The sequence below is a fragment of the Formicincola oecophyllae genome, from assembly GCF_006542395.2.
Taxonomy (GTDB): domain Bacteria; phylum Pseudomonadota; class Alphaproteobacteria; order Acetobacterales; family Acetobacteraceae; genus Formicincola; species Formicincola oecophyllae.
In genome coordinates, this window is sequence record NZ_CP038231.1 from 79963 (window position 1) to 106539 (window position 26577).

Sequence of the window (26577 nt, forward strand, 5' to 3'; positions counted from 1 at the left end):
GGCCGGGGTTCAAATGTCGTCACTCCATTTTCGCCCTGCAGTCAGGAGATAGTCGGTCATCCCCAGACAACGCCGCAGGCGCTTGGTGCGGACTATGTGCAACCACCGCCAGCCGGTCAACCCACTGGTTTGCAGGCAAGGGGGCGCACCTTGCCTGGCAGCCGCTTTTAGGAGGTGAAAACCCCGCTTTCAAAGGCCTCCTCCCACGTGCCTTGGGTGGAGGCGCGGGAATATTCAGTGGCGCGGTTTTCAAAGAAGTTGGCGTGTTCAACAGCGTTGAGCATGTCGTCAACCCAGGGCAAGGGGTTTTGCTCAATCCCGAAAATCGGGTCGAGGCTGAGCTGCGTCAGGCGGCGGTCACCGATGAAGCGGATGTAGCGCTTGACGTCATCAGCACTCAGCCCTTCCACGGGCCCCATTTCAAAAGCCAGGTCAACGAAGGCATCCTCATGGGCAACAGTGGTACGGCAGACCTCCCTGATTTCCTCCTGGAAGGCGGGGGTCCAGAGTTCTGGGTTCTCGCGGATGAAGGTGCGGAACAGGCGGATGATGGACAGGCAGTGCAGCGTCTCGTCACGCACCGACCAAGTGATGATCTGCCCCATGCCTTTGAGCTTGTTAAAGCGCGGGAAGTTCAGCAAGATCGCGAAGGAGGCGAAGAGCTGCAGCCCCTCCATGAAGGCGCCGTAAGCGGCCATGGCCAGCGCCAGATTGTGCTTGTTGCTGACATCGAACGACTGCATGTAATCGTACTTGTCGCGCATTTGGCGGTATTTGAGGAAGGCCGCGTACTCGGCCTCAGGCATGCCGATGGTGTCAAGCAGGTGGGAGTAGGCTGCGATGTGGATGGTCTCGATGTTGGAAAAGGCCGAGAGCATCATCAGCACTTCAGTCGGTTTGAACACCTGGGCGTAGTACTTCATGTAAACGCCGTTCACCTCAATGTCAGTCTGGGTGAAGAAGCGGAAAATCTGCGTGATGAGATTGCGCTCGGCGTCATTGAGCTTGCGGTGCCAGTCCTTGACGTCATCAGCCAGCGGCACCTCCTCAGGCAGCCAGTGGACGCGCTGCTGCGTCAGCCAGGCGTCATAAGCCCAAGGGTAGCGGAAGGGCTTGTAAATGGGACTGCCAGCCAGAAGGCCGCCCGCTTTAAGCTCCTCCTCGCTCGGTAGGTGTTCGGAAGCGCGGAAGGGCAGTGGCTGGGGGTGGTTGGTCTCATGGGCGCTCATGGGCGGTTGCTCCTGGTGGGGTGGGGCAGGTGGGGACGTTAATTAAGTTAATCAAGTCAATTAACGCGCGTTCAACAAAGGCGCAGCCAAGGCGCCCTCACTGGCAGGAGAGGCATTCCTCATACTTGCCGCCATCAGCGCCCGTGCCGCTAGACGTGCTGGCGGAGGCCTGCGGCAGGTGGTCGTCATCACCTTCCATGATGTCGCGCTTTTCCGTTGCGTTGGAGACGGTGTCAGCACGCATGACGGAAAGGGAGCGGCAGTAGTAGAGGGACTTCACGCCCTTCTTCCAGGCTTCGTAATGGATGAGGTTGAGGTCGCGCTTGTGGATGTCCGCTGGCAGGAACAGGTTGACCGACTGCGACTGGGAGAGGAACGGCGCGCGGTCGGCCGCATGTTCCACCACCCAGCGCTGGTCCAGCTCAAAGGCTGTTTTGAACACCTCCTTCTCATGGGGGGTGAGGAAGTCCAGCTTCTGGACGGAGCCTTTGTCCAAGGTGATCTTAGACCAGGTCGCCTCATCATTATGGCCATGGGCCTCCAGGACCTTGGCCAGGTGGCGGTTGCGCACCGTGAAGGAGCCGGAAAGCGTTTTCTGCAGGAAGACGTTGGCGCTGATGGGGTCGATGCCAGGGCTGGCGCCACCAGCGATGATGGAGATGCTGGCGGTCGGCGCCACAGCCATGGTGTGGGAGAATCGCTCCTCCATGCCGTAATCGGCGGCGTCTGGGCAGGGGCCGCGCGTCTTGGCCAAATCGCGTGAGGCCTGGGCGGCCTGCTCAGAGATGTGGTTGAAGATTTTCCTGTTCCAGGATTTGGCGGTGACGGAGGCGAACGGCACGTTCTTGGCCTGCAGGAATGAGTGAAACCCCATTGCCCCAAGCCCCACGGAACGTTCGCGCATGGCAGCGTACTTGGCGTTGGCCATATCGTCTGGGGCGTTGTCGATGAAGTCCTGAAGGACGTTGTCGAGGAACAGCATGATGTCAGCGATGAAGCGCGGGTTGTCCTGCCAGTCGTCCCAGTATTCCAGGTTGACTGAGGACAAGCAGCACACAGCGGTGCGCTGCTTGCCGTGGTGGTCGATGCCCGTTGGCAAGGTGATTTCAGCGCAGAGGTTAGATGTTTTGACCTCCAGCCCCGCCAGGCGGTGGTGTTCTGGCTGGGCGCGCGCCACCGTGTCGGAGAAGACGATGTAAGGCTCGCCTTGCTCCATGCGCGCCGTCAGCAGGCGGATCCACAGCCCGCGCGCTGAAACTTTGCGGATGATGCTGTGGTCCTTGGGGGAGGTCAGCGCCCAGTCCTCGTCAGCAGCCACAGCGCGCATGAAGTCGTCCGTCACCAAAATGCCATGGTGCAGGTTCAGCGCCTTGCGGTTGGGGTCGCCGCCAGTGGGCTTGCGCAGCTCGATGAACTCCTCGATCTCCGGGTGCCAGATGGGCAGGTAGACTGCTGCCGAACCACGGCGCAGGGAGCCTTGTGAAATAGCCAGCGTCAGGCTGTCCATCACGCGGATGAAGGGTATGACGCCACTTGTGCGGCCATTATGGCCGATGCTCTCGCCGATGGAGCGCAGGTTCCCCCAATAGGAGCCGATGCCGCCCCCCTTGGCCGCCAGCCAGACATTCTCGTTCCAAAGCCCAACGATGCCCTCCAGGCTGTCGCTGGCCTCATTGAGGAAGCAGGAAATAGGCAGGCCGCGCTTGGTTCCCCCGTTAGAAAGGACAGGCGTTGCCGGCATGAACCAATGCTTGCTCATGTAATCGTAGATGCGTTGGGCGTGCCCCTCGTCAGCGCCATAGTAGGAGGCGACACGCGCAAACAAGTCCTGGTTGCCCTCACCTGGCAGCAGGTAGCGGTGGGCCAGCGTGGCTTTGCCGAAGGCCGTCAGGCGGTCGTCACGGCTGTGGTCGATTCGCACAGCGTGGCGCCCTGGCATCTGCACGGGGCGTTCAAAAAGCTCCTCCTCCTGCGTGGCGTCAGCAGGCTGGGTGGGGGCATGGGCTTCCTGGCTGGAATCCTTCGCCAGGTCCAGTGATGGGGCCATGGCCTCCTGGCTGCTTAATTCCGGCGCTTCTTTCAAAACCATGCCCGTCCCCCTTGGGAAAGTGTGAAATGTCACTTGGTGGGTGCCTGTCACCAGGTGCCCTGTTGGAGCCAACATCACTGGATTTTGAGTCTGAAACAATCTTGACAGAACAGAAAATTGGCCCATCGTGACAGGGGCGCAACACAACATCTAGTTAATGTCATGGCCCCCTCACAACTACATGTTGTGTCAGGGGTCAGGAGGGCCCATGGAAGCCACAACCCAAGGCCAGCCCTGGGCTGAGGCTTGTCAAGGTGGGCTACCCCCTAGGCTGGTGGTTGTAAGTCATCACCCCCCTAGCCAGCATCAAGCCATCATCACTGCTACAGGGGGAAGCGTTGGTGGACCTAAGAGGGGGCCATGGGTTGGTGCTGGCCTGTGCTGGGTGCTGGCACGGCCCCTCACGCAGGGGGCGGCACGGTGACAGGCGGCAGCGGCCAGCCGCACTGGGCATGGTGGCGCAGCAGATGGTCCGCCAGAATGCAGGCCATCATGGCTTCCCCCACCGGCACAGCCCTGATGCCAATGCAGGGATCATGGCGCCCCTTGGTATGCATGGCGTGCTCATGCCCTGCCCGGTCGATGCTGGGCACGGGGGTGAGAATCGAGCTCGTTGGCTTGATAGCCGCCCGCACCACCACAGGCTGGCCAGTGCTGATACCCCCCAGGATGCCGCCAGCATGATTAGCGCCAAAACGCGCGACACCAGGATCAGATGTGCTGTGCAGGGAATCGGCATTTTCTTCCCCCCGCAGGTTGGCGGCGTTGAAACCTTCACCGATCTCAACACCTTTAACGCCATTAATGCCCATGAAGCCTGCTGCCAGGTCGCTGTCCAAACGCCCATAGACAGGCGCGCCCAACCCTGGGGGGACGTTCTCAGCCACCACCTCAAAAACAGCCCCAATGGAGGAACCGCCCTTGCGCGCCCCCTCCACCAAGTCTGCCCAACGGGGCACCATGGCAGGGTCAGGGCAGTTGAAGGCGTTCTGGTCGCAAGCCGCCCAATCCCAGTTGGCGCGGTCAACACCCAGCTGCCCCACCTGAACAAGTGCCCCCCTGATGCGCAGCTGGGGCCCCACCAAGTGGCGCAGCACAGCGCGCGCCACAGCGCCAGCGGCCACGCGCATGGCTGTTTCACGCGCGCTGGAGCGGCCACCACCCCTGTAATCGCGGAAACCATATTTGCGGTCATAGCTGTAATCAGCATGGCCTGGGCGGTAGTAGCGCGCCACATCGCTGTAATCGCGCGAACGTTGGTTGGTGTTCTCCACCAGCAGGCTGATGGGGGTGCCTGTGGTGTGCCCCCCAAACACGCCTGAGAGGATGCGCACCTTGTCCGCCTCCTGGCGTTGGGTAGTGTAGCGCGACTGGCCAGGGCGGCGCTTGTCCATCCAGGGCTGGATGTCGTTTTCAGAGAGGGGTATGCGGGGCGGGCAGCCATCCACCACGCAGCCAATGGCGGGGCCGTGGCTTTCCCCCCATGTGGTGACGCGCAGCAGCGTGCCGAAGGTGTTGTCGGACATGGCTTTCCTTGCCTGCCTTGGTGCGTCCTGCCTTCAGTTGGCTTGGCGGTCAGCTGGCAGCGTCAGGTCGGGGGCCTCAGGGTTTTTCATGCCAATGATGTTGTAGCCGCAGTCAACATGCATGACCTCCCCCGTGACGCCGCTCCCCATGTCGGAGAGCAGGAACAGGCCAGCGCTGCCAACGTCCTTCTGGGTGACGTTGCGCCCCAAAGGCGCGTTGATTTGGTTCCAGCGCAGGATGTAGCGGAAGTCCCCAATGCCATTGGCGGCCAGCGTCATGATGGGGCCTGCTGAAATGGCGTTGACGCGGATGTCATCACACCCCAGGTCAACGGCCATGTAGCGCACGCTGGTTTCAAGCGCGGCCTTGGCAACGCCCATCACGTTGTAATGGGGCATGACGCGCTCCGCCCCCAGGTAGGTCAAGGTCAGGAGGGAGCCGCCAGGGTTCATCATGGCAGCAGCGCGCCGCGCCATGGCCGTGAAGGAATAGCAGGAAATGTCCATGGCCTTCAGGAAGGCGTCACGCGGGGTGTCGATATAGCGCCCGCGCAGATACTGCTTGTCCGCCCAGCCAATGGCGTGAACGGCGAAATCGATTTTGCCCCAGCGCTTTTCAACTACGCTGAAGGCTTCGTCAATCTGGGCGTCATCACTGACGTCACATGGAATGACCAGATCGCAGCCAATGCTTTCAGCCAGGGGGCGCACACGCTTGCCAAGGGCCTCCCCCTGGTAAGTGAAGGCCATCTCAGCCCCCTGGGCAGCGCAGGCCTGGGCAATGGCCCAGGCGATGGAGCTGCGGTTGGCAACCCCCATCACCACGCCACGCTTGCCCGCCATAAGGCGCCCTTCTGGCAGAAAGCCCGTCTTGCCCTCATTTTCAGACATGCTTCAGCATCCTGTCGGTAATTACAGAGTTCACAGCACATTTCAGCATGCGCTGCCAGGCTGGCCCTGGGTTGGGCCATTCATGGCCCAGCGTGCACATGCGTGCCCTCTATTTTCAAGTGGCATACTGCCCCCTTGGTCGCATGGTTTGGCTTTCACCACAAGGGCCGGTTGGTGAAGGGGGCCCTTTGGGTAGGGAGCACACCCCCAAACCTGCCATTCCAGGGCCTTGCCCCGTAAGCTTGGACGGCGCTTTGCTTAACCCCAGCGTCCTTACTTAACCCAGCTTAATGCGCACGCAGGGACAAAGACAGGGCAAAGGCCCTATCATGCCCTTATTGTTCTGGGTGCGGCGCCCCGCCCCAGCTTGTGACGTTTAACCAAGGTTCCACCATGCCCTCTGAAATGAACAGCCCCTCCCCTGTGCCCGTGCGCCCTTTGATTGACCTGAACGCTGACCCGTTCGATCTGTTCGGCCAGTGGTATAAGGCCGCTGAGAAAAGCGAAGTGAACGACCCCAGCGCTATGGCCGTGGCCACAGCTACTAAGGATGGTCTGCCTTCAGTGCGCATCCTTTTGTTGAAAGCCTGGGACAAGCGCGGATTCGTCTTTTACACCAACGCTGACAGCCTCAAAGGGCGGGAACTGGCTGAAAACCCCCAAGCCAGCCTGCTATTCTACTGGAAGTCGCAGCGCCAGCAAGTGCGCATCACCGGCCCTGTGGAGCCTGTCAGTGCTGAACAGGCCGATGCCTATTTCGCTAGCCGTTCACGGGCCTCCCGCTTGGGGGCGTTGGCTTCGCTGCAATCACACCCCCTTGAGGAGCGCAGCGTGTTTGAACAGCGCTACCAGGAGGTGGAAGGCCGCTTTGAAGGGGTGGAGGCCATTCCACGCCCCGTCATCTGGAAAGGTTACCGCGTTTTGCCAGCCACTATGGAGTTTTGGCAGGAACGCCCCCACCGCCTTCATGACCGCGCCCAGTGGAGCCGCCCTGCAGGCGTGGCGCAGCAAACCCCGTGGTCTGTGACGCGCCTCTATCCCTGAAAACACCCCCTGCAGTCACCACGGCAGCATCAAAGCTTGCCAAGGTGCGCTAGAGGCGCGTTTGGGTTAGAACAGCGCCGTGAAACCAGTTGCTTCCCCTGCCCCCACCATTAGCAGACGCTTGCTTGGGCACACGCCAAAGCGCGTGGTGGCGCGCTTACTTGCTGGCGTCAGTCAGCGGCACTGGCAGGTGGCTGGGCTGGTGCTGCGGCCTTTGTTGTTAGCACTGCTGGCTGGGCGCCTGCTGCAGGGCCGTGAAAGCCTGCGTTCCCTCAAGGAACGGCTGGGCTGGGGGGGTGGCAAAAGCCTTTTGGCCCAAGGGGATGGTCCGCTCCTATGGTGCCATGGCGCCAGCGTGGGGGAGGTCACAGCCCTTCTGCCTATTTTGGATACGCTGCTTGGGGCTCACCCCACGCTCAACGTGCTTGTGACCACAGCCACCTTAAACGGCCAAGCCTGCGCTGAACGCGCCTTGGGGCACCACAATAACCCCGCTCCCAATGCTGCATGCCACAAAGCTTGCCGTCACAAAGCTGGCAAGCGGTTCCACACGGCCCTTGCCCCTTGGGATGTGGCATCTTGGGTGGGGCGCTTTCTGCGCCACTGGCACCCAAGCGCCCTTTTACTGGTGGAAAATGAGATTTGGCCCACCACGCTGGGAATGGTTCAGGCCCATAATGTGCCTGTTTTGATGGTCAACGCCAGGCTTTCAGCGCGGTCGGCCAAGCGGTGGTCATGGTTGCCTGGGCTGATTAGCCCCGCCTTGGCGGCCATGGCATGGGTGCAGCCAGCCACCCAGCCTTCATCCCATCGTTTGCGCAGCCTTGGCGCAGGCCGCCTGCTGCCGGCATTCAACCTCAAAGCGCATATGCCGCCGCCCCCTGCTGCGCCAGAACAACGGGCCTTCTTCAAACGCGCCTGCGCGGGGCGCCATGTCATCGTGGCCCTTTCCACCCATGGGGGGGAGGAGGTTCTTTTAGCGCGCGCCGCTGCTTGGGCAGCCGGGTTGAAAAAGGGAAATCCACAGGCGCTCAAGCTGCTGCTTGTGCTGGTGCCACGCCACCCCAAGCGCGGCCCAGCCCTGGCCAAGGCGTTGCAGGCCCCCTTGCACAGCCGTCATGAGGTCCCCAAGCCAGACCAAAATCTGTGGATTGTGGACAGCATGGGCCAGACTGGCGCCATTCTGCGTGCGGCCCAGGCTGTTATCATGGGCAACACATGGACCCCCCAAGGCCAAGGGCACAATGTCCACGAACCATTATCCCTTGGGCTGCCTGTTCTGGTGGGGCCTTGGCTTGGCGCTTGGGGGGAGGTGCTGGATCCATGGCCACCCAACCTGCACCAGGTGGGGGGCGCTTGGGTGCATGGCGACACCGCTAGAAGCAACAGCGCTAACCGAAAAGGCTCCTCCCCCTTTTTGAAAGGGCTTGCGCATTTCATGCTGCACCCCCCCGCTCCCCAGGCTGCAGACCCTTTGGTAGGGGCTGAAAAGGGGCCTGGGGTGGGTGCCCTGTGCCGTCTCATTATGGGCACAATCCAGCACTAGGGTTGGCGGGTGATGAAACTGCGCGCCCCTTCATTCTGGACCGATGAAACGCCTTCATGGAAGGCGCGCTTTTTTGCGCCTTTCAGCGCTGTGACACTGTGGGGCGCCCACCGCCGCGCCAGCCGAGTGCCTGTTGAATTGCCTGTGCCAGTCCTGTGCTGTGGCGGCATCAGCGTAGGGGGCAGTGGCAAAACGCCTCTGGCGCTGGACATGGTGGCGCGGTTGAAGGCACGCGGCCTCAACCCCCATGTGCTGACGCGCGGCTATGGCGGGCGTTTGCGCGCCCTGCGGCACGGCATTGCCGTCACCGCTGACCACAGCGGGCGCGATGTGGGCGATGAGGCGCTGCTTCATGCGCGCCTCGCCCCCACCTGGGCTGGGCGGAAGCGGCTTGAAAATGCCTGGCGTGCTGTGGCTGCCGGCGCTGATTGCCTAGTGCTTGACGATGGCTTCCAGGACAGGGGGCTGCATGTTGACGCTGCCCTCCTGACCGTGGATGGCGCCACAGGGCTGGGGAATGGGCGCCTGCTGCCAGCTGGCCCCTTGCGCGAGCGTGCCGCAAGCGCCCTGGCGCGTGCCCACGCCGTTGTGGTGACGGGGCGCCCCGCACCTGGCCTGCTGGGCAAGCTTGCCGCCATGGCCCCAGCCAGCCTGCCTTTTCACCAGGTGCGTTACGAGCCACTGCCGGGGGATGTCCAGGCCCTTTCCCGCCACAGCTTGATCGCTTTCGCGGGGCTGGCGCGGCCTGAAAAGTTTTTTGAAACCTTAACTGAAGCTGGGCTTGAAACCGTCCGCACCGTGGCGTTTGCAGACCACCACCTTTACAGCTGGGCTGAACTGCAGGTGCTTTCACGCCTTGGGCGGCCTGTGGGCACAGCTTTGGTCACCACCACCAAGGACGCTGCGCGCTTGCCGCCGACCTTCAAAGACAATGTCCATGTGCTGCGCACTGAACTGCGCTGGGACGCCCCCACAACGCCTGAAAAGCTTCTTGACGGCTTTCTGGAACGCGCCCATCAGCGCTTGCAAGGCCAGCAAGCCACCCAAACCACCCCAGAAGCGCCCCAAGCACGGCCTGCCTCAATGGAACCCCTCCTGACCATGACCAAGCCGTGAAGGCGCCCCCTACGCAGGCGCAGCCCCCTTTGGAGCGCAAGCGCCCTTGGCACGACAAATGGGGGGGGTGGGCGCTTGCTGGGGCACTTGGCCTGTTGCGCGCCATACCGCCTGGCGTGGCTTCGCGCTGTGGGGCCATGGCTGGAGCGGTGCTGGGGCAGGTGCTGCCTGGCGCCAACGCAGTGGCTGACACCAATCTGGCATTGGCCTTCCCAGGGAAGGGGCGCTTCTGGCGTGCCCAAATGCGGCGCGCCATGTGGCGCAACCTGGGTGCAACATTAGGGGAGTTCCCCCATATTGGCAGATTGGCGGCCACGACAGCCCGGGTGAAGGGAGCGCCCTGGCTGCGGCAGGCGCTAGCCAGTGGGCGCAATGTGGTGTTCTTTTCAGGCCATGTGGGCAATTGGGAATTGCTGCCCCCGTTGGTGGCGCGGCATGGGCTGGCTTTCGCCCCTTTTTACCGCGCCCCCAACAATCCACACGCTAACAGCGTTCTATGTTTTTGGCGCCAACGCGCCCTGATGGAGGCAGGGGTGAGTTCCCCGCCACCTTTGCTGCCCAAAGGGCGCCGCGGTGCCGCCCTGGCTTTGCGCTACATGGCTTCAGGCGGCCATGTAGGGGTGCTTGGCGACCAGAAAATGAATGACGGCATCAAGGCCAGGCTCTTTGGACGCGACACCATGACGGCACCAGCTGCCGCTGCACTGGCGCTGCGCTTTGATGCGTTGATCATCACGGGCCATGTTGAGCGCACAGCCCCAGCCTGCTTGACGCTGCATGTGGACAGGCCGCTCGACCCGCGCGCCCTGGCCACCACCAACCAGCAGGAACGTGTGGCCTGCTTGACGCAGGCCCTTAACGACAGGCTTGAAGGATGGGTGCGCCAACGCCCTGGAGATTGGCTGTGGCTGCACAGGCGCTGGGAAAAAAGATATTACCAGCGCCTTCACCTTTAAGCACTTTGAAGCGCCCCTTGAAGGCGGCGTTCAGAAGCGCGAATCGTCCTTCAAGGCTGCGCCTGCACCCTGGGTTTTGGTCGCTGTCGCTGCGGCATTGGCCGCCTGGGCTGCTTGGGCTTTATTCAGCGCGGCAAGGCCAGGTGTGGCCGCTACGGCAACAGGCACGCTTTCCACCGTTTGCGCTGTGGCTGTGCCAGCGGCGCTAGCAGTTTGCACAGCTTTGGCAGCTGGGGCGGCCGCGTGGGCACTCACGCTTGAAGCGCTTGAAGCGGCAGCTTTTTTGCTGGCTTTCACAGCTGTGGATGGTGAATCCACCTTGGCGCTGTGCCTGTGGGTGTTGACGGGCTGCCCAGGCTGGGCGTTGGCAGGCAGCATCAAGCGCGCACCGCCAGCAGGCAGGATTTCGTAAACGTTCAGGCGGCGCTGGACGTGGCCATCCGGCAGGAGGCGGAACCAGCCATCCACACCTGTGAAGCCGTTCTCCTGCGTCAGGCCCTGGGTGTTCAGGCGCCCTGTGCGCAGAAGCGCGCCTACAAGGGCTGCGCTGTCATAGGCGAAGTCCGTCACAGGGGAAGGGGCCTGGTGGTAGGCGTTGCTGTACAGCCGCACATAGCCAGCGCGGTGGCTGAGGTCCAGCCCCGTGTAGATAGCGCCAGAGATGTCAGCCAAATGGCGGCTGATGCCAGCCCAGAGCGCAGGCCCCATGATGCGCACCTGCGGCATGGAGACCTGGTCGGCCTTCAGGGCCGCCATAACGCGGTTCAGGCTTGTGCCCGTGTCCCCCAGCAGGAGGGCGTCAAAGGGAGGTGCTGCGTTGTTGGCTTCAGCACCGGCGCCTTCACCTGTGACGTTGGCCACTGCCTGGCCAAGCGGGTCAGCGCCCGCACTGGCGCCTGCGGTGCGCTGGGCAATGGCTGAGAGTTCCGCCATGCCGTCCGCGATCGATTCAGCGCTGTCACTGTGGTAGGCCACAACAGGCGGCGTCAGGGAAGCGCCCTGGCAGGCCTTGATTAAGCTGTCGCCAAGGGCATGGCCAAAGGCGTTGTCAGGCAGGAAGGCCGCAAAGCGGTGCCGCCCCTCTGCAGCGGCCACCTGAACCAGGCGGTTGACTTGCTGTTCGGTCGTCAGCCCCATGACCCATGTGCCAGGGCGGGCCTCAGCGGCATCACTGGTGAAGGAAAGCTCAGGCACGGCTGAAGACTGCAACCCAGCGCTGACGGACTGCGTGGCCTGGCCAGTCAGCGGGCCAAGAACGGCGCGGTCGGCATGAGCGATGGCTTTCTGGGCCGCATTCTTGGGGAAGGCGCTGTCGTAGATGTCAAGCACAGCGCCTGTGCCTTTAGTGGGCAGCGCCAGCAAGGCTGCCGCCTTCATGCGGCTGCTGATGGCCTTGTAAGGCCCGCCCAGCGGCAGCACCAGGGCAACATGGGGGCGCCCAGCACCAGCTGCGGTGCCAGTGGCCGTGCCAGCTGTCGTGGTCTGGCCTGGCTGTGGCACAACAGTGCCCGTCTCCGCCTCTTTATTGCCTGAAAGCGTGCTACAGCCTTGCAGGAAGGCCATGGCTGCCATCAAGGCGCAGGAGGAGGCAAGGCCCCGGCGCAGCAGGCCCTTGCGGGCCTTGTTTTGCAGAGCGCCCTTTGGCAGGAGTGAGTGCTGCTGGCAAGGCGCCGCTTCAGTGCCCACCCCATGGCCACGGTCAGCGCGCCCAGGGACGACAGGAGCTTCATCAAATGACTGGCAGTGCATCATACAGGCAATCCCGTTCCAGGCCGCATGGTGAAAATGATCATGATGGTGCGCCCCCTGGCAGCGCCACGCAAGCGTCCCCTGCTGAGGGGGAGCTTGCCCTTGTGGCAACGCCGATTGGCAACCTGGGTGACATCACCCCCCGCGCCCTGGAGGTACTGAAGGGGGCAGACGCCATCCTGTGCGAGGACACGCGCGTGACTACCAGATTGCTGCGCCATTACGGCATTGACAAGCCCCTGGTAGCGTTTCACGACCATAATGAACGCGCCAAGACCCCTTTGGCCCTGGAACGCATCGCTAGAGGGGAGAGGCTCGCGCTGGTTTCAGACGCCGGCACGCCTGTGTTTTCAGACCCTGGCTACCGCCTGGTGCAGGCGGCTGGCCAGGCTGGCTTGAAGGTGGTTGGCATTCCTGGCGCCAATGCCGCCGTGACGGCGCTGAGCCTTTCAGGCCTGCCGCCCGCACCTTTTACTTTTATGGGTTTTCCGCTGCGCGGCACAGCACGGCTGCGCGCTTTTGAACAGCTGAAGGCGCTGGAGGGGGCGGGCTTCTCCTCCACAGTGGCGTGGTACGAATCCCCCCAACGCCTTGTGGGGACGCTTAGCGACTTGGCTGCAGTCTTCGGGCCGGATAGGCCAGCGGCAGTGGGGCGTGAACTGACCAAGCTCCACGAGGAGACGGTGCGTGGCACGCTTTCAACACTCAAAAACCATTTTGAGAAAACACCCCCCCGCGGTGAGATTGTGCTCCTCATGGGGCCAGCAGAACAGGCTGAAGCCGGCGCTGGTGATGTTGACCGCCTTCTGGCGGATGCCCTTTCTGGCACGCAGTCGCTCAAGGACGCCGCCGCTATGGTGGCTGAAATAGCCCACCTGCCCAAACGCGCCGTCTATGCGCGCGCGCTGGAACTGCAAGCAGCGCGCAAGGCGGAATCTGACCCAACCACAACAACCCAGGGGCAGGGGGGAGACTGAGCGGGGACGGACCCCCAACCCTGAGCGGCTTGCTAAGCGCTTGGCGTTTTGCGTGGGGCGCGCTGGCCTAAGGTTTTACACAAGGGTTTACAAAAGGGAGCCAACTCACGTCTGCGTTCCAAACCCTTTAAGATTAAATGGCCTTCAAGCGCTCAAGGGGCCTGGCGGGGCAGCTTGAAAAGCCCTGCTGGCAGTTCCATGCCTGTGTGGACGTCTTCCAGCGAAAGGCTGGTGGTCTTGCCTGAAGCGTCACGTACGCTCCAGCCCAGAAGTTGCAGCGGGCTAGCATTGAACTGCAACGTCAAGGTGCCCGCTGAAGGCATGGCCGTGCGCACCAGCGCCACAGCCATTCTTTTCTGCCCTGGTCCCATCACGAAGCCCGTTACTGTAACGTCACCCGAAAAACGGGGCTGGGCGCGCAGCAGCAGCCCCAAAGGGGAGTGGTCAAGGGGCATAGCCGTTACCTGGTCAATGGACGGGTCGATATAAACAAGCTTGCCGTCATTGGCCGTGATGGTGACGGGCGCTTCCTTTTTGTCCCCCTTCCCAGGTTCTGGGTCATAGGAAAAGCGCATCCGCCCAGGGCGTTCCAGCCACAGCGTCCCTGTGCTGGTGCTTTGGTGGTTCTGCCCATCCCAGGCTTGCTGGACAAAGTGCGCCTTGACGGTGTGGGTGGCAGCCAGGACGTCCTCCAGCCGGCGCAGCCAGCCTTTCTCAACAGGGGTCAAGGGGGTGGCCGCTGGCTGGCGCGCAGGCGCCTGCAGTGCCCCTGGCACCAGGCTGAGCGGCTTTGCCTGCGCCCCCCAAGCTGGCCCACCAGCTGCCATGGTGGCCGCCAAACCAGCCAGCGCAACCAAAAGCGGCGCTTTACCCCAAGGGCGGTGGGGTGAGGCAGCCTTGGGGTGGGGTGTTGTTAGGGGCATGGGTTTCTCCGGCAGGCATGATGGAACTGGGTTGGTGGCCAGCATGGCGATTGGGGCAGGCTTGAACAGTTCAGATGGCGCTGGCTTGGAAAAGGGGGCGCACGTCCCCCCCCCACTCACCTTCGAAAAGTTCCATCCAGCATTCCGCCTGGGTGGGGGCACCAGCTGCGATGGCCTCAAGCGGTTCCAAGTAGCGTTCCTCACCAAGGCCGCGCGCCTTCAGCCCTTCGCGCGCTAAGGCCACAACACGCTGGGCCAGCGGGCGCAGGCTTTGTTGGCCACTGCGGCCCAAGCGTGAATCCATGCCGAAATAAGGCACGTCATTGCGCATTTGGCTGTAAATGTGCCACGGCTGCTCCCGCACCAGGGCCTCCGCAGCCATGAGGGTTGGTTCATCGTAAAGCAGGCCTGTCCACAAGGCTGAATGGGCCACCATCATGGCGGGGCTGCCAGCGTCTGCCGCGCGCATTTCCAGGAACGTCTTCAAGCGCACATCGGGGAACGCGGTGGTGAGGTGGTCTTCAAAATCACCTACCGTGGGGCGGTGGCCGCGCAAGGGCGCCTGGTCAGCGCCAGCCAGCCACGCCCTGAAGGAACAGCCGGCTGCGTTGATATAGCGCCCCTCCCTGATGATGAAATACATCGGCACATCCAGAACCCACTGCACGTAGGCCTCGAAGCTGAAATTATCCTCAAAGAAGCTGGGCACAATGCCACTACGCGCGTCATCCGTGCTGAGCCAGCTCAAAGCGCGCCTGCTTGTCCAGCCGGACAAGCGCCCCTCCTGGAAGGGAGAATTGGCGAACAACGCCGTATTCAGTGGCTGCAGTGCTAGGGAGACGCGCATTTTCCGCGCCATGTCAGCTTCACTGCCAAAGTCCAGGTTGGTTTGGACCGTGCAGGTGCGCTGCATCATGTCCAGCCCCATGGTGCCCACTTTGGGCATGTAGGCGCGCATGATAGCGTAGCGGCTTTTGGGCATCCAAGGCAGTTCAGAACGCCGCCAAAGGGGCTGGAACCCAAGGGGGGAGAATCCAAGCCCCAGACTGGCCGCCACAGGGCGCAGCTGGTTGAAGTGGTTTTCCAGTTCAGCCTTGGTTTCATGGATTGTCCTGAGGGGCGCGCCTGAAAGTTCGAACTGGCCTGCCGGCTCCAGCGAGATGGCAGCGCCCTTGTTAGTGCCCGTGCCTGAGAGGGCGATGACCTTGCCCTGGTCATAAGCTGGCTTCCACCCAGCGCTCTCAGTGGAGGTAGCCTCGAAGCCCTTCAGGACATCCTCAATACCGCCTGGGTCCTGCGGGTTCTGGGCGTTGCGCCACCCCTTATAGGTGGGGGCGGCGTAAGGCAGGGGGGCACCTAAATTTGGATGGCGCGCAGCGTTCCCTGGCACGACAAAGCCGAACTTCTCATGCTCTGTGCCAATGCGCCATTGCCCCTTGGGCTTGCTGCCAGCCGCCAGAAGGCCTGCCAGCTGGTCTGTGCTGGTGAGGGGGGTGGCATTGCTGAGGCCAGGAGTGGACATGGGGCGGGAACTCTCTTTGGTCAGGCTGTCCGGCCCAAAGCCGGACAACGGGTCTGATGCTTGGTCTGTTTGTGACAACTGCACACCATTGGCCCTTAGACGGCAAGGGCACGGGGGCAGAAAAACCCCTTAAAAGGGTGTGGAAAAATAACCTGCCCCCCATCCCACTCCCCATGAATGCGGTTGAAGGGCGCTCTGCCGCGCTTTGCACTATGCGCCTGAGGAGCGTTCAGGAACCCATTAATCAACGTTTTTGGAACGTGATTTGTAGGGGTTCTGGACAATTAACCTAAGACAGCAGGCTGGCAATCCGACTGGCCCGAAGTCACTTGGTTTGCTTGGGCGGCCTCAAGCCTGGCCAGGCCAGAGGCCACGGCCGTGTCAGCGCGCAGCACCAGCGCTCCCAGTGAAAGCGGCCGCACAAAATCCATGGCCATCATGCGCGCGCGTTCCTCTGGGGCGAAGCCGCCCTCAGGCCCAATCAACAAAGCATCTGCCGCCACCAAGGCCGGGCTGCCCCCTTCGCGTTCAAGGGCCACAGCTAAGGTGCGGCGCCGTGGCCAGCGCGCCAGCACCACAGTCAGCGGCTCAAGGGGCATGATGGGGGGAACGGTCAGGCGTTCGCACTGTTCGCTAGCTTCAATGGCGATCAAAGCCAGGCGTTCCAGGTTGAGGCGGTGCGTGTTGGTGCGGGCGCACACCACAGGCCTAAAGCGGCTCACCCCCAATTCAGTCCCCATGCGGATGACCGTTTCTGTGGCGTCCCGCTTAAGGGGGGAGAAGAGGAGTTCAGGCCCTTCCGGTACGCCAGGGGCAGCCCCTTGGGGCGGCTGGGGGCGCAGGCAGGTTTCCACCTGGGCAGTGGCGCCTTTTTTGCGCATGTCGGCCAAGGTAGCGTGCCATTCACCATCACGCCCGTTAAAAAGCGTCAGCCCAGCGCCTGCCTGCTGGCGCATAACAGCACCCAGATAGTGGGCCTGGGCGGGGTCGAGGGCAATTTCCGCCCCAGTATGCAGGCGCTGGGCGGGGGGGATGAAAAGCCGTGGTTCACTTCTGCTCATGAAGGCGAAATAATCACGCCACTGCCTGCAACTCAAGCATCTTCAAGCTAGCCTATAGGGCAACGCCCCTTCCCCCTTTGTGACCATCCCCTGCTTTGTGAAGGACAGACTTTGCCCACCAGTACCCATCCCCCCCACACCGATATCCGCAGTGATGGCTGGCTGGCTCATTGCCCAGCGCAGCTGCAGCCCTGGCTCCTCCTCATGCGGCTTGACCGGCCTGTGGGCACGTGGCTGCTGTTTCTGCCAGGGGTGTGGGGCGTGTTCCTGCCGCAGCATGTCAGCTTCCCCCATAGGCTGAAGCTGGTAGCGCTGTTTGCTGCGGGCTCCGTGCTGATGCGTTCAGCTGGCTGCGTCATCAATGATTTGTGGGACCGCGACATCGATGCCCAGGTGGAACGCACCAAAGGGCGCCCGCTGGCTTCAGGCGCGCTGAGCGTGCGCCAGGGAATGCTGTGCCTAGCGCTGCTTCTGCTAGGCGGCCTTGGTGTGCTTGTGTGCTTGCCCGCCGCTTGTTGGGAACTGGCCCCCCTGGCCCTTCTGCTGGTGGCGCTCTACCCCCTGGCCAAAAGGGTGACGTGGTGGCCGCAATTGGTGATGGGGTTCACCTTCGGCTTTGGCGCGCCCATGGGAGTAGCCGCAGCCAGCGGCCGCTTCTGGCCTGGCTGGGCTGGGCTTGCGCTTTATGGTGCCACCATCGCCTGGCAGTTGGGCTTTGACACCATCTATGGCTTCCAAGATTTGGAGGATGACGCCCGCGTTGGCGTGAAGTCCACCTCCCGCCTGTGGGTGGGGCAGGCGCGTGCTTTCGTGGGCAGCTGCTACGCTGTGGCCGTGGCCCTTTGGGCGGTGGCAGCCCTGATAGGGCAGGTGGGGTGGGCCTTCTGGCCATTTTGGCTTCTGGGCGCGCTGATGCTGGCAGGCCAAGTGCGGGGCCTGCAGCCAGCCAACCCCCAACGCTGCCTGCATGATTTCCAGGCCAACATCACCTTGGGCATGGTGTTGGCGCTGGGCTTTGTTGCAGGGCGCCTGCTTTGAGGGGTCTGACTGGCCTAGCTGAAGGCCCCTTTGCAGGGCGCGTGGTGCGTGGCGCCACGGCTGGCGCCCTGTTGCCAATCAGTGGCTGCGGGTGGGGCGCTCATGCTCCTTGCGGCGGTCAGGCGCTTTGCGCTCCCCCGGTTTTTTGTCGGGGTTAAAGGGGTTCTTGGGTGCCCTTGTCTGCAACCTGATGGGCACGCCTGGCAGATTGAAGGTTTCCCGCAGGCCATTGACCAGGTAACGCCTGTAGCTGTCTGGCAGCTGGTCAACACGCGTGCCGAACAGCACGAAAGTGGGCGGGCGTGACTTGACCTGCGTCATGTAGCGCAGCTTTAGGCGGCGCCCATCCACCAAAGGTGGCTGGTGGTGCTCAAGCATTTCCTCAAACCAGCGGTTGAGGGCGCCTGTGCCCACACGGGCGTTCCACACCATGGCGGCGCGGCGCGCTGCGGGGATGATTTTGCCCACCCCAGCCCCCGTGAGGGCGGAGAACGTCACCACGGGAATGCCCTTCATTTGCGCCAGCGATGTTTCAAGGCGCATGTCAATGCGCTTGCGCGCCAAGGTGCGGTCCTCCACAGCGTCCCATTTGTTAAGGGCGATGATGCAGGCGCGGCCTTCGCGCTCCACCAAGCGGGCGAGCTGCAGGTCCTGTTCGTCCAGCCCGCGCGTGGCGTCAAGCACAAGCACCACGACCTCCGCCATTTTCATGGCCTCAATGGAAGCGGAGACGGACATGCGCTCCAGACCATCGTGAACGCGGGCGCGTTTGCGCATACCGGCTGTATCCACAATCACCACAGGGCCTTCAGGGTCATCCAGGGTAACGCTGATGGCGTCACGCGTCAGCCCCGCCTCTGGCCCCGTGATCATGCGCTCCTCCCCCAGCAATGCGTTAAGGAGGGTGGATTTGCCAGCGTTAGGCCGCCCCACGATGGCCAGGCGCAGGGGGCCTGGGGGGCGTTCCTCAATCACGGCTTCAGTTGGGGCTTCACTATCCTCAAGGTGGGCGGCGCCTTCCCCCGCTAGCGGCTGATGGGGTTCATCGCTGGGCGCGCCTTCAGCAGAGCCTGCGTCCACCGCCCCAGATGGCTTGGCCTCTGGGGGGAGGTGTTCAGCAATTTCCCCCATCAGGTGGGCGAGCCCTTCCCCATGTTCGGCTGAAACCGCCACAGGCGTGCCAAGGCCCAGCCTGAAGGCGTCATAGGCGCCCTCAGTGCCGACTTTGCCCTCCGCCTTGTTGGCTACCAGGATGACGGGCACGTCCTGCTTGCGCAGCCATTGGGCGAAATGCTCGTCAGCGGGGGTGATGCCAGAGCGCGCGTCAATGCAGAACAGCACCACGTCAGCCCCGTCCACCCCTTGGGTGGAGGAGGCCGTCATGCGGCCAGCTAGGGTTTCAGGTTTTGATTCCTCAAGCCCAGCCGTGTCCACCAAGCGCACGCGGCGCCCGCGCAGCATGGCTTCACTCTCCTTGCGGTCACGGGTGACGCCTGGCTGGTCGGAGACGATGGCCTGCCGCCGCCCTACAAGGCGGTTGAACAGGGTGGATTTGCCAACATTGGGCCTGCCAGCCACCACAACGGTAGGCAGGCCACGCCCTGGCAGCGCCACACTGCTGAATGGCGAGCGTTGGGGGGTGGGGGGCCTTTTGCCCGAAGGCTTCTGCGTGTCAGCCATAAGCGTGCAGCACTCCGTCTTGCGTTACGGCCAGCACCCTGCCATCGCAGGCAATGGGGGCCACCTGGCACGGTGATGATGTTTGGCCCATGTGGATGAGCTTACCTGAAAGGGCATCCACAACAGCCATGCCGTATTTAGGCACGGACGAGAAGCAGACAAGCTTACTGCCCGCCAGGACAGGGCCAACCCATTCAATGGCGCCACGCTGCTTCTTGGCATTCTTGAAGCGCGGTAGTTGGCGCACCCACTTCACATGGCCCGACATGCGGTGCACACAGGCCAGCTGCTGGTCCAATGAAACCAGATACAGCCAGTCACCGCACACGCAAAGCATATTCTGCCCGCTGACCTCACGTTCCCACAGCCTGCGGCCAGAGCGCACGTCAATGGCCACAAGCACTTTCAGCATGGAAATGGCGTAAGCCGTGCGCCCCATAATGACGGGGGCGCCACGCACGCAGGCGAAATCCAGCCGCGCGCCGCGCCCATTGCCACCGCTGAGGTTGTCGCTCCAGATCATTTCGCCCGTGGTGTCGCGCAGCGCCACCAGCTCACCACTGCCGAAGCCGGCCAGAACAACGCCTGGCACCATGGCTGGCGCCGCCTCCCCAAAAATGACGGTGCCCACGTCAGGCGCCTGGTGGGTCCAAAGCTGGCGGCCTGACTTAGCGTCAAGGACATAGAGGCGTTCGTCAATGGTGATAAAAGCCATCATGCCATTGCTGATGGTGGGGGCTGAACGCCCTGGCGTTTTGGTAGGGACAACCCATTTGGGCTTGCCTGTGGCGGCGTCCACGGCCAGGGCGGTTGCCACGCCGTCAACGATGTAGAGGGTGTCGCCATCCAGCGCCACACCACCGCCGATGTTGGTGGAGGGCAGATGCTTGCCAGGCTGGCGGTGCCACAGCTCATGCATGTTGGGCCATGTCCAGGCGCGCACCACCCCTTGGGCGTCTGTGGTGAAAATGCGCCCCTGGCCAATAACGGGCGGCGATTGGATGGCGCCACGGTTGTTGGGGATCATCAGCACCATGGCCAGCAAGTCAAAGGGGTTGCTGCCAGCGCCGATGCTGTGTGACCACAGTTCCTTACCTGTGCCCGCCCATTCGCCATTGAAAGCGGTGTGGTCAGCCACGCGCCCGTCAAGCGTCCAGTCACGCAGGGGGGCTGGGGCTGGCAGGTTCACCACCAAGGGTGGCTCCCCCTTGGGCAGGGGGGTTGGCTGCAGCCCCTCCCCTGTGGAGAGGATATCAATACGGTGCCCAGGCAAGGGCTGCTTTTTGTTGGCTGATTCAAAAATGCCGCAGCCAGCCAGGCTTTCCAGCGCGGCCGCAGCGCCAGCCGCTCCCAAAGTGCGCACAAGGCCCCGCACCAAGGCACGGCGGGAAGGGGCCTGCCAGGTGGCTGTGGCGACAGGGGGGCAGGGCTGGATGCGCTTGGCTGGTGCGCTCATCGGGCAGGGCCTTGGGTTGGTTTGATTGCTGGGGGAAGGGGACTGGCAGGACTTAGGGCGGCAGGTTGGCCAACATCCCCTGCGCTCCCTGCGCTTTCAACGGTTTCGTTTTCAAGGATGTTCAGCAGGAAGCCAGCCCGTTCACGCAGGGCAGCGCTTGTGGTGGCAGCTGAAGCCACGTCAGCTAAAAGGCGCCTGGCCTCCAAATGCTGGTCAGGCGTGGTGCCGGGGCCAAGGTCGACCGCAGCCAATCCTTCACGCCCCAGCGCTGCGAAGGCGCCCCCTTTCTGGATGAGGGCATCATAACCGCGGCGCAGTTCTGCAGGCGTGGCTGGCGCGGCACCTGGGCGGGTTGGCAGGCCGTGGGCGGAGCCGTCAAGCAGCAGCCACGCAGCCAGACCGCGCAAGGCCTCATTGGCGTTGACATCGCGCGCCACCATGCGCCATAGCCCCATGGCCCCTACCCCATCCCCATTCTGAGCTTTGAGAGTAGCTAAGTGCATGGCGGCGTAATCACGGATGCCGTCTGGCACAGCATCACCCGCCTGGGGGGCGGCCAAACCCGCCAGGATGGCGGTGGCTTGGTCAAGCTTGGCTTGCTGCTGGCCAGCATCCAGGCTACCTGAAACGGCCCCATCCTGCCCGGCAGTCTGGGCTTCCCTGCTATCAGCGACAGCGGCCAAAAGCCCTTCAGCCTGGAAGAAACGGTCAGAGGCCGCAAGGCGCGCCTGGTGGCTGTGGCTGCTGTGCCAAGTCCACCACCCACCAAAAGCTACGCCGGCCACCGTCAGCGCGCCAGCCAGCATAGCGCCCCAGAAGATTTTCCTCTGCAGCGGTTGTTCGCTTTTCAGTTCCCGGTCAAGGATCTTGATTTCCTGGTTCAGGGGTTCGGCTGGGTTTTCAGGCACGTCCGGGCTCTCTCATAGCTCAGCTGGCGTTGGGCAGCTGCATGGCTGCGGGTGGGGCGGCAAGGGAGACCACCATAGTTCATCAAGGCAGAAAACGCACCACGCTGCCCCTGTTGGGGGTACGCAAGGCGCCATCTTGCATGACGACCTGCCCCCGCACGATGGTGGCAATGGGGGCGCCGCGCACCACCATGCCATCATAAGGCGTCCAGCCAGCTGGGCTGGCGATCCAGCTGTCCTCAATCCGCCAGGAGCGGCCCAGGTCAACCAAGGTGAAGTCAGCATCCTGCCCCAGCGCGATGCGCCCTTTGGTGGCCATGCCGTAAAGACGGGCTGGGCCAGTGGCCATCAGGTCGACCAGGCGCTGCATGGAAAGCCGGCCCATGTTGACGTGGTTCAGCATGACCGGCAGCAAGGTTTGCACCCCCGTCAGACCTGATGGGCACTCCAGCCAAGGCTTGTTCTTGAGGGCGGCCTCATGGGGGGCGTGGTCAGAGGAGACAACGTCAATCAACCCGCAGCGGATGGCCTTCCAAAGGGCCTCCGCATGGCGCTGGTCGCGCAGGGGCGGGTTGACCACAGCCCGACCGCCCAGGCGCTCATAGCATTCAGGCCCTGTGAGGGTGAGGTGGCTTGCCAGGACTTCCGTGCTGACAAGGGCGCGCTCACCAGCCAGGAAAGCGGTCTCCTCCTCAGTGGAGACATGAAGGATATGAACGGGTCGGCCCGTTTTGCGCGCCAGCGCCGCAATGCGCTTGGTGGCGCGCAGGGCGCATTCAGGGTCGCGCCACTGGGCGTGGCAGCCATAGGGCTGGCCTGGGTGGAAGTGACCTCTGCGCTCACGCAGGCGTTCCTCGTCTTCCGCATGGAAGGAGACGCGGCGGTGGCCAGAGCGCAGTACGGCCTCAATGCCGGCATCGTCAGCCACCATCAGGGTACCTGTGGAGGAACCGGCGAACACCTTGACCCCGCATACCCCTGGCGCCTGCTCCAGCCGTGCCAGTTCAGGCGTGTTCTGGTGGGTGGCCCCCACATAGATGCCCACATCGACATGGGCAGTTTCCGCAATGCGCTGGCGCTGCCAGGCCAAGGTGGCGTCATCAACCACGGGGGGGTTGGTGTTGGGCATCTCCAGCACGGTGGCGATGCCGCCCAGGGCTGCGGCCTCCGTTCCCGTGGCGATGGTCTCCGCCTCCTCCTTGCCAGGTTCGCGCAGGTGGACGTGGGCATCCACCAATCCTGGCAGGACGTGAAGGCCGTGAGCGTCAATGACTTCGTCCGCCTCGTCACGCACGCTGACATTGAGGTTGGCGATGCGCCCCCCCCTCAGCCCCAGCGATGTCTCCACCCGGCCCCATGGCAAGTAGACCAGGCCATTGCGGATGATAAGGTCATAGTGCGCCATGGCTTCCTCGTGCTCCTCACGCGATGTTGGGCGGTTTCCGGCACGTTAGGCGCCGGTGGAATGTCATGCTTTCAGGACATAAAGCCTCCCGCCCCACAAGGCCAGCCGCTTCACCCACCGCCGTGGTTCACCAGGGGTGGTTTGCCAGCGGTCCGCCAGGGGAGCTGTTCTGTGCCAGCAGCGCCAGCGCAGCCTCCACTGCATGCTCTGGGGTGATGTCGCTAACAAGCCCCGCCCCCTCCGCCCCAGGCGCGCACAATGCTGCCGCGCAAAGGCCCTGGGGGGCGTACTGGCTGGCGCAGCTGGGCCCAAACAGGCCAAGCGTTGGCGTGCCAGCTGCAGCCGCCAGGTGCATCAGTCCTGAATCAGGCCCCACATAAAGCCCACAGCGGTGCAGCGCGGCAGCGGTTGTCGTCAGGGCCACCTCAGCGCAGGGGAAAAGCAGCGCCCCTGGCAGGAGGGCGCGCAGGGGGGCAGCCAACACACGCTCACGCTGGCCTGGGCCGTGGAACAGCACGGGGCGCCACACCAGCCTGCCCTCGGCGCCAGAACGCTGGTTGAGGAGGCGCAGGAAGCGTTCCATCCAGGGGGCAGGCCACACTTTGTTTTCGGTTCCCGCTGTGGGGCCAAGGCCCAGCCACGCCTCCCCTGGGGGCAGCGTGGGCAGCAGGCCTGCCGCTGCCACCCCATCCCCGCTTGACCAATGTACCGCTGGCAATATTCCCAAAGGTAGCCCCAAGTCAGCCAATTGCTGGTGAATGCGCAACCCACCACGCCGCCCACCGCGCAAACTGTGGCGGTGGCGCGCCTTCAAAAACCACGGCAGGAGGGAGGAGCGCAGGTCAACCACCCCATGCCAGGCTGTGTGGCGCGTGGCCTGCCATAAATGCAGCCAGTGCCGTTTGCGCGGCTGCTTGCTGAAAGGCAGAACCGCCTCCACAAAGGGGGTGTGGGCGAACAGCGCCGCCTGGGCTGGTCCGCAGGCCACGGTGAAGCGCGCCTGCGGCCACGCCTTGGCCAAACCTGCTAACGCCGCTGTGGACATCACAACGTCGCCAAGACGGTGACCTGTGATGAACAGAACAGATTTGGTGGCAGTGCCTTGCCCCACGCCCTTTTGGCCAAAAGCTGGCGCGGCTGCTTTCATTAAGCGCGGCGCCACAAAGGGTCTGTGACGCTTTCCAAAAAGGCCTCATGCCGGGCCTTGTCAGCCTCTGGCACAGCCCATGTGCGGGCTTGGCGGCCAGCGTAACGCCCAGGTTCGGGGCGCAGGCTGCGCGCCAGGGGGCTGGCTATCCCTGCTCCCTCCCCCCCCAGGCCAAGGCCACGTTGGCGCCCGCCTTGTAGTTCCACATAGACTTGGGCCAGAAGCTGGCAGTCTAGCAACGCGTTGTGGGTGGTGCGCGCTGAAAGGTCGATGCCAAAGCGCCGGCAGAGGGCGTCCAGGTTCACAGGCCCTGTGTAGCGGCTTTTGGCGATGGCCAGTGTGTCCACAGCGCGGCTTGCATAATCATAGGGCCGCATACCACAGCGTGTCAGCTCGGCATTGATGAACTTGAAATCGAAGCTCGCATTGTGCGCGATGAGCTTGGCATCGCCTACGAAATCCACAAAGCTTTGCGCGATGTCGGCAAACAAGGGCTTGCCGCGCACATCCTCTGTGCGGAAGCCGTGAATGCGGGTGGATTCCGCCGGAACGTCACGTTCAGGGTCGATCACCACATGAAACGTGGCCCCTTCCAGGGGCATGTCGTCTTCATTGAGCTTGAGCGCCGCAATCTCAATAACGCGGTCGCCGTCATCAGGGTCGAAGCCTGTCGTCTCAGTATCGAAGATGATGCCACCAGCCATGGTCAGCCCCCTTAGTTGCAAAGCCCGTTCATGAAAGCTTCCAGCTGGCTGCCAGCATGGGCAACGCTGCCCCCTGTGTCCACCACCCAATTGGCGCGGGCGCGGGCTTCGGCCGGGCTGGTTTGGCGCGCCATCAGAGCGCGGGCCTGGTCAACGGCCATGCCCCCTTGGGCAGCGCGCTGGGCCAGGCGCGCCAGGCGCACATCCAAGGGTGCGTCAGCCACCATCACGCCGTCACAGTCCTTGTCGGCGCCCGTTTCCCACAAAAGGGGTATGTCCAGGACGCACAGCTTAGCGCCCTGCCCAACGCAGCGCTTGATGAAGCGCCGCCGCGCTTGGGCGACCAGGGGGTGGAAGATCCCTTCCAGCTGGGGCAGCATTTCCGGATGCGCCTTGAGGTGGGCGCGGAGCAACGCCATGTCCACCCCGCCCCCAGGCGCCATTACAGCAGGCAAGATCCTGGCCACGCCCAAAGCACCTGGCTGGCCTGGGGTGCGCAGCGCCCTGACGGTGGCGTCAGCATCGAACACAGGCACATGGCGGGCCTTGAACCAGGCCGCCAGAGTGCTTTTTCCAGCCGCCATGGCGCCTGTCAGCCCCAGCACCAAAGTGCCTGCATGATGGTTGGCCAGGCTTCCCTGCTGCGCTGGGGTGGCTTTGGCCCGTTCGTTCAGGGCTTGGGGCATTTTCAGTCCCTGTGACCTTCAAGGCTCTCCAGCAGGAGGGCGCGCGTGGTGGCGTCTACTTCAGGGCGTTGGCCAAACCAGCGCTCAAACCCTGGCACGGCCTGCTCCATCAACATGCCAAGGCCATCCACGGTTTTGAGGCCGCGCGCCAGCGCCGCTTGCAGCAGCGGAGTCTGCAACGGCGTGTAGACGATGTCAGCCACCACCATGTTAGCTGGTGCTACCGCCAGCGCGCCCGCCCAGTCTGGCTGGGCGCCGGGCTTCATGCCAAGTGAGGTGGCCTGAACCAGAACGCGCACAGGCCTGACCCCCTCCCCAGAAAGGCAGCCTGGCCAGGCGTCCCAGGGCACTACCTGGCCACCGCCCACGCCGCCACGCGTAACAGGGGCCACCAGCTGCTGGGCGCGTTCAAGCGTGCGGTTGCTGACGAGCACATCAAGCCCTTGTTCCAGAAGGGCAGCCGTGATGGCGCGCGCTGCCCCCCCTGCCCCCAGCACCAGAACGCGCTCGCCGGGGCGCAGCCAAACGCCATGGCGTTCCAGGCTGGCCAGGAAGCCCTCCCCATCAGTGCTGTCGCCCAGGATGCGCAGCGCGCCATTGTCCCCACGCGTGAATTGCAGTGTGTTCACAGCCCCTGCGCGCCGCGCAACGGGGGTGAGGTCATCACAAAGGGCGCAGGCGGCCTCCTTGTAGGGGATGGTGACATTGGCCCCTTGGAATCCAGCCTGGGCCAAACCGCGCACGGCTTCCTCAAACCCGGCCGGGTGTGCCACAGGCAAAGGCACATAGGCCCCGTTTACACCCAGCTGCCGCAGCCAGAACTGATGGAGGAGGGGGGAGCGCGAATGCGTCACACTCCCCCCCATGACGCCGGCCAGCTTGGTGGTGGCGTTTATGGAAAACGGTTTGGCCATCAATCAGGCC

22 protein-coding genes are annotated in these 26577 nt (G+C 63.3%); 6 read left to right on the forward strand and 16 right to left on the reverse strand.

From position 1 onward, the window contains the following. Positions 1-167 precede the first annotated feature (167 nt). The 4 genes from E3E12_RS00335 to fabI all read right to left on the reverse strand — a co-directional run bounded on the left by E3E12_RS00335 (position 168) and on the right by fabI (position 5735). Complete coding sequence (locus E3E12_RS00335) at positions 168-1229, reverse strand: ribonucleotide-diphosphate reductase subunit beta (RefSeq protein WP_141442549.1); 1062 nt, start codon at positions 1227-1229, stop codon at positions 168-170. A gap of 97 nt (positions 1230-1326) precedes the next feature. Continuing rightward, entirely contained in the window at positions 1327-3276 is a 1950-nt protein-coding gene (locus E3E12_RS00340; protein WP_141443950.1) for a ribonucleoside-diphosphate reductase subunit alpha, read from the reverse strand. A 443-nt stretch (positions 3277-3719) separates the two neighbouring features. Beyond that, positions 3720-4844, reverse strand: coding sequence for a chorismate synthase (aroC, locus tag E3E12_RS00345; protein ID WP_141442550.1), 1125 nt, complete (start codon positions 4842-4844; stop codon positions 3720-3722). Between the two features lie 33 nt (positions 4845-4877). Next, entirely contained in the window at positions 4878-5735 is an 858-nt protein-coding gene (gene fabI, locus E3E12_RS00350) for an enoyl-ACP reductase FabI (RefSeq protein ID WP_141442551.1), read from the reverse strand. Positions 5736-6128: 393 nt separating this feature from the next. Here fabI and pdxH point away from each other — a divergent pair, with 393 nt between their 5' ends. The 4 genes from pdxH (at position 6129) to E3E12_RS00370 (ending at position 10397) form a co-directional block, all read left to right on the forward strand. Beyond that, positions 6129-6779 carry a pyridoxamine 5'-phosphate oxidase gene (pdxH, locus tag E3E12_RS00355; RefSeq protein WP_240810513.1) on the forward strand — a complete coding sequence of 217 codons (651 nt, stop codon included), beginning with the start codon at positions 6129-6131 and terminating at the stop codon, positions 6777-6779. Positions 6780-6858: 79 nt separating this feature from the next. Then, positions 6859-8325 (forward strand): 3-deoxy-D-manno-octulosonic acid transferase, encoded by a 1467-nt coding sequence (locus E3E12_RS00360; RefSeq protein WP_141442552.1) that lies wholly within the window; start codon positions 6859-6861, stop codon positions 8323-8325. 12 nt (positions 8326-8337) lie between these two features. Then, complete coding sequence (gene lpxK, locus E3E12_RS00365; protein WP_141442553.1) at positions 8338-9441, forward strand: tetraacyldisaccharide 4'-kinase; 1104 nt, start codon at positions 8338-8340, stop codon at positions 9439-9441. Further along, on the forward strand, positions 9438-10397 hold the full coding sequence (locus tag E3E12_RS00370) for a lysophospholipid acyltransferase family protein (protein WP_240810514.1): 960 nt from the start codon (positions 9438-9440) through the stop codon (positions 10395-10397). Before lpxK ends, E3E12_RS00370 begins: the two co-directional genes overlap by 4 nt. A gap of 30 nt (positions 10398-10427) precedes the next feature. Here E3E12_RS00370 and E3E12_RS08920 read toward each other — a convergent pair whose 3' ends face one another. Next, the gene (locus E3E12_RS08920; protein WP_206338651.1) at positions 10428-12149 is read right to left on the reverse strand and encodes a penicillin-binding protein activator; all 1722 of its coding nucleotides are present in this window, start codon (positions 12147-12149) and stop codon (positions 10428-10430) included. Here E3E12_RS08920 and rsmI point away from each other — a divergent pair. After that, positions 12131-13123: a 16S rRNA (cytidine(1402)-2'-O)-methyltransferase gene (gene rsmI, locus E3E12_RS00380; RefSeq protein WP_141442554.1), complete on the forward strand. Its 993-nt coding sequence runs from the start codon at positions 12131-12133 to the stop codon at positions 13121-13123. The genes E3E12_RS08920 and rsmI overlap by 19 nt on opposite strands. A 152-nt stretch (positions 13124-13275) precedes the next feature. On the opposite strand, the gene E3E12_RS00385 is transcribed toward rsmI, so the two are convergent. The 3 genes from E3E12_RS00385 to E3E12_RS00395 form a co-directional block, all read right to left on the reverse strand. Next, positions 13276-14046 (reverse strand): LolA family protein, encoded by a 771-nt coding sequence (locus E3E12_RS00385; protein WP_240810515.1) that lies wholly within the window; start codon positions 14044-14046, stop codon positions 13276-13278. A gap of 70 nt (positions 14047-14116) precedes the next feature. Beyond that, positions 14117-15568 (reverse strand): glutamate--cysteine ligase, encoded by a 1452-nt coding sequence (locus E3E12_RS00390; protein WP_141442555.1) that lies wholly within the window; start codon positions 15566-15568, stop codon positions 14117-14119. 284 nt (positions 15569-15852) lie between these two features. Further along, positions 15853-16629 (reverse strand): RsmE family RNA methyltransferase, encoded by a 777-nt coding sequence (locus E3E12_RS00395; protein WP_141442556.1) that lies wholly within the window; start codon positions 16627-16629, stop codon positions 15853-15855. A gap of 111 nt (positions 16630-16740) precedes the next feature. Between E3E12_RS00395 and ubiA the strand changes: the two genes are divergently transcribed. After that, positions 16741-17667, forward strand: coding sequence for a 4-hydroxybenzoate octaprenyltransferase (gene ubiA / locus E3E12_RS00400; RefSeq protein ID WP_141442557.1), 927 nt, complete (start codon positions 16741-16743; stop codon positions 17665-17667). A 78-nt stretch (positions 17668-17745) separates the two neighbouring features. On the opposite strand, the gene der is transcribed toward ubiA, so the two are convergent. From der to aroE, 8 genes are all read right to left on the reverse strand, one after another. After that, positions 17746-19347 (reverse strand): ribosome biogenesis GTPase Der, encoded by a 1602-nt coding sequence (gene der, locus E3E12_RS00405; protein ID WP_141442558.1) that lies wholly within the window; start codon positions 19345-19347, stop codon positions 17746-17748. Continuing rightward, positions 19340-20803 carry a PQQ-binding-like beta-propeller repeat protein gene (locus E3E12_RS00410; protein ID WP_141442559.1) on the reverse strand — a complete coding sequence of 488 codons (1464 nt, stop codon included), beginning with the start codon at positions 20801-20803 and terminating at the stop codon, positions 19340-19342. Before E3E12_RS00410 ends, der begins: the two co-directional genes overlap by 8 nt. Next, positions 20800-21711 carry a hypothetical protein gene (locus tag E3E12_RS00415; protein WP_141442560.1) on the reverse strand — a complete coding sequence of 304 codons (912 nt, stop codon included), beginning with the start codon at positions 21709-21711 and terminating at the stop codon, positions 20800-20802. The genes E3E12_RS00410 and E3E12_RS00415 overlap by 4 nt, the downstream gene beginning before the upstream one ends. Before the next feature lie 82 nt (positions 21712-21793). Then, positions 21794-23116 carry a dihydroorotase gene (locus E3E12_RS00420; protein WP_141442561.1) on the reverse strand — a complete coding sequence of 441 codons (1323 nt, stop codon included), beginning with the start codon at positions 23114-23116 and terminating at the stop codon, positions 21794-21796. Positions 23117-23243: 127 nt separating this feature from the next. Next, on the reverse strand, positions 23244-24263 hold the full coding sequence (locus tag E3E12_RS00425; RefSeq protein WP_141442562.1) for a glycosyltransferase family 9 protein: 1020 nt from the start codon (positions 24261-24263) through the stop codon (positions 23244-23246). Continuing rightward, entirely contained in the window at positions 24263-24967 is a 705-nt protein-coding gene (gene dnaQ / locus E3E12_RS00430; protein WP_141442563.1) for a DNA polymerase III subunit epsilon, read from the reverse strand. The genes E3E12_RS00425 and dnaQ overlap by 1 nt, the downstream gene beginning before the upstream one ends. Positions 24968-24978: 11 nt before the next feature. Continuing rightward, complete coding sequence (coaE, locus tag E3E12_RS00435; protein ID WP_141442564.1) at positions 24979-25653, reverse strand: dephospho-CoA kinase; 675 nt, start codon at positions 25651-25653, stop codon at positions 24979-24981. Positions 25654-25655: 2 nt separating this feature from the next. Further along, positions 25656-26567 (reverse strand): shikimate dehydrogenase, encoded by a 912-nt coding sequence (gene aroE / locus E3E12_RS00440; RefSeq protein ID WP_141442565.1) that lies wholly within the window; start codon positions 26565-26567, stop codon positions 25656-25658. Positions 26568-26577 lie beyond the last annotated feature (10 nt).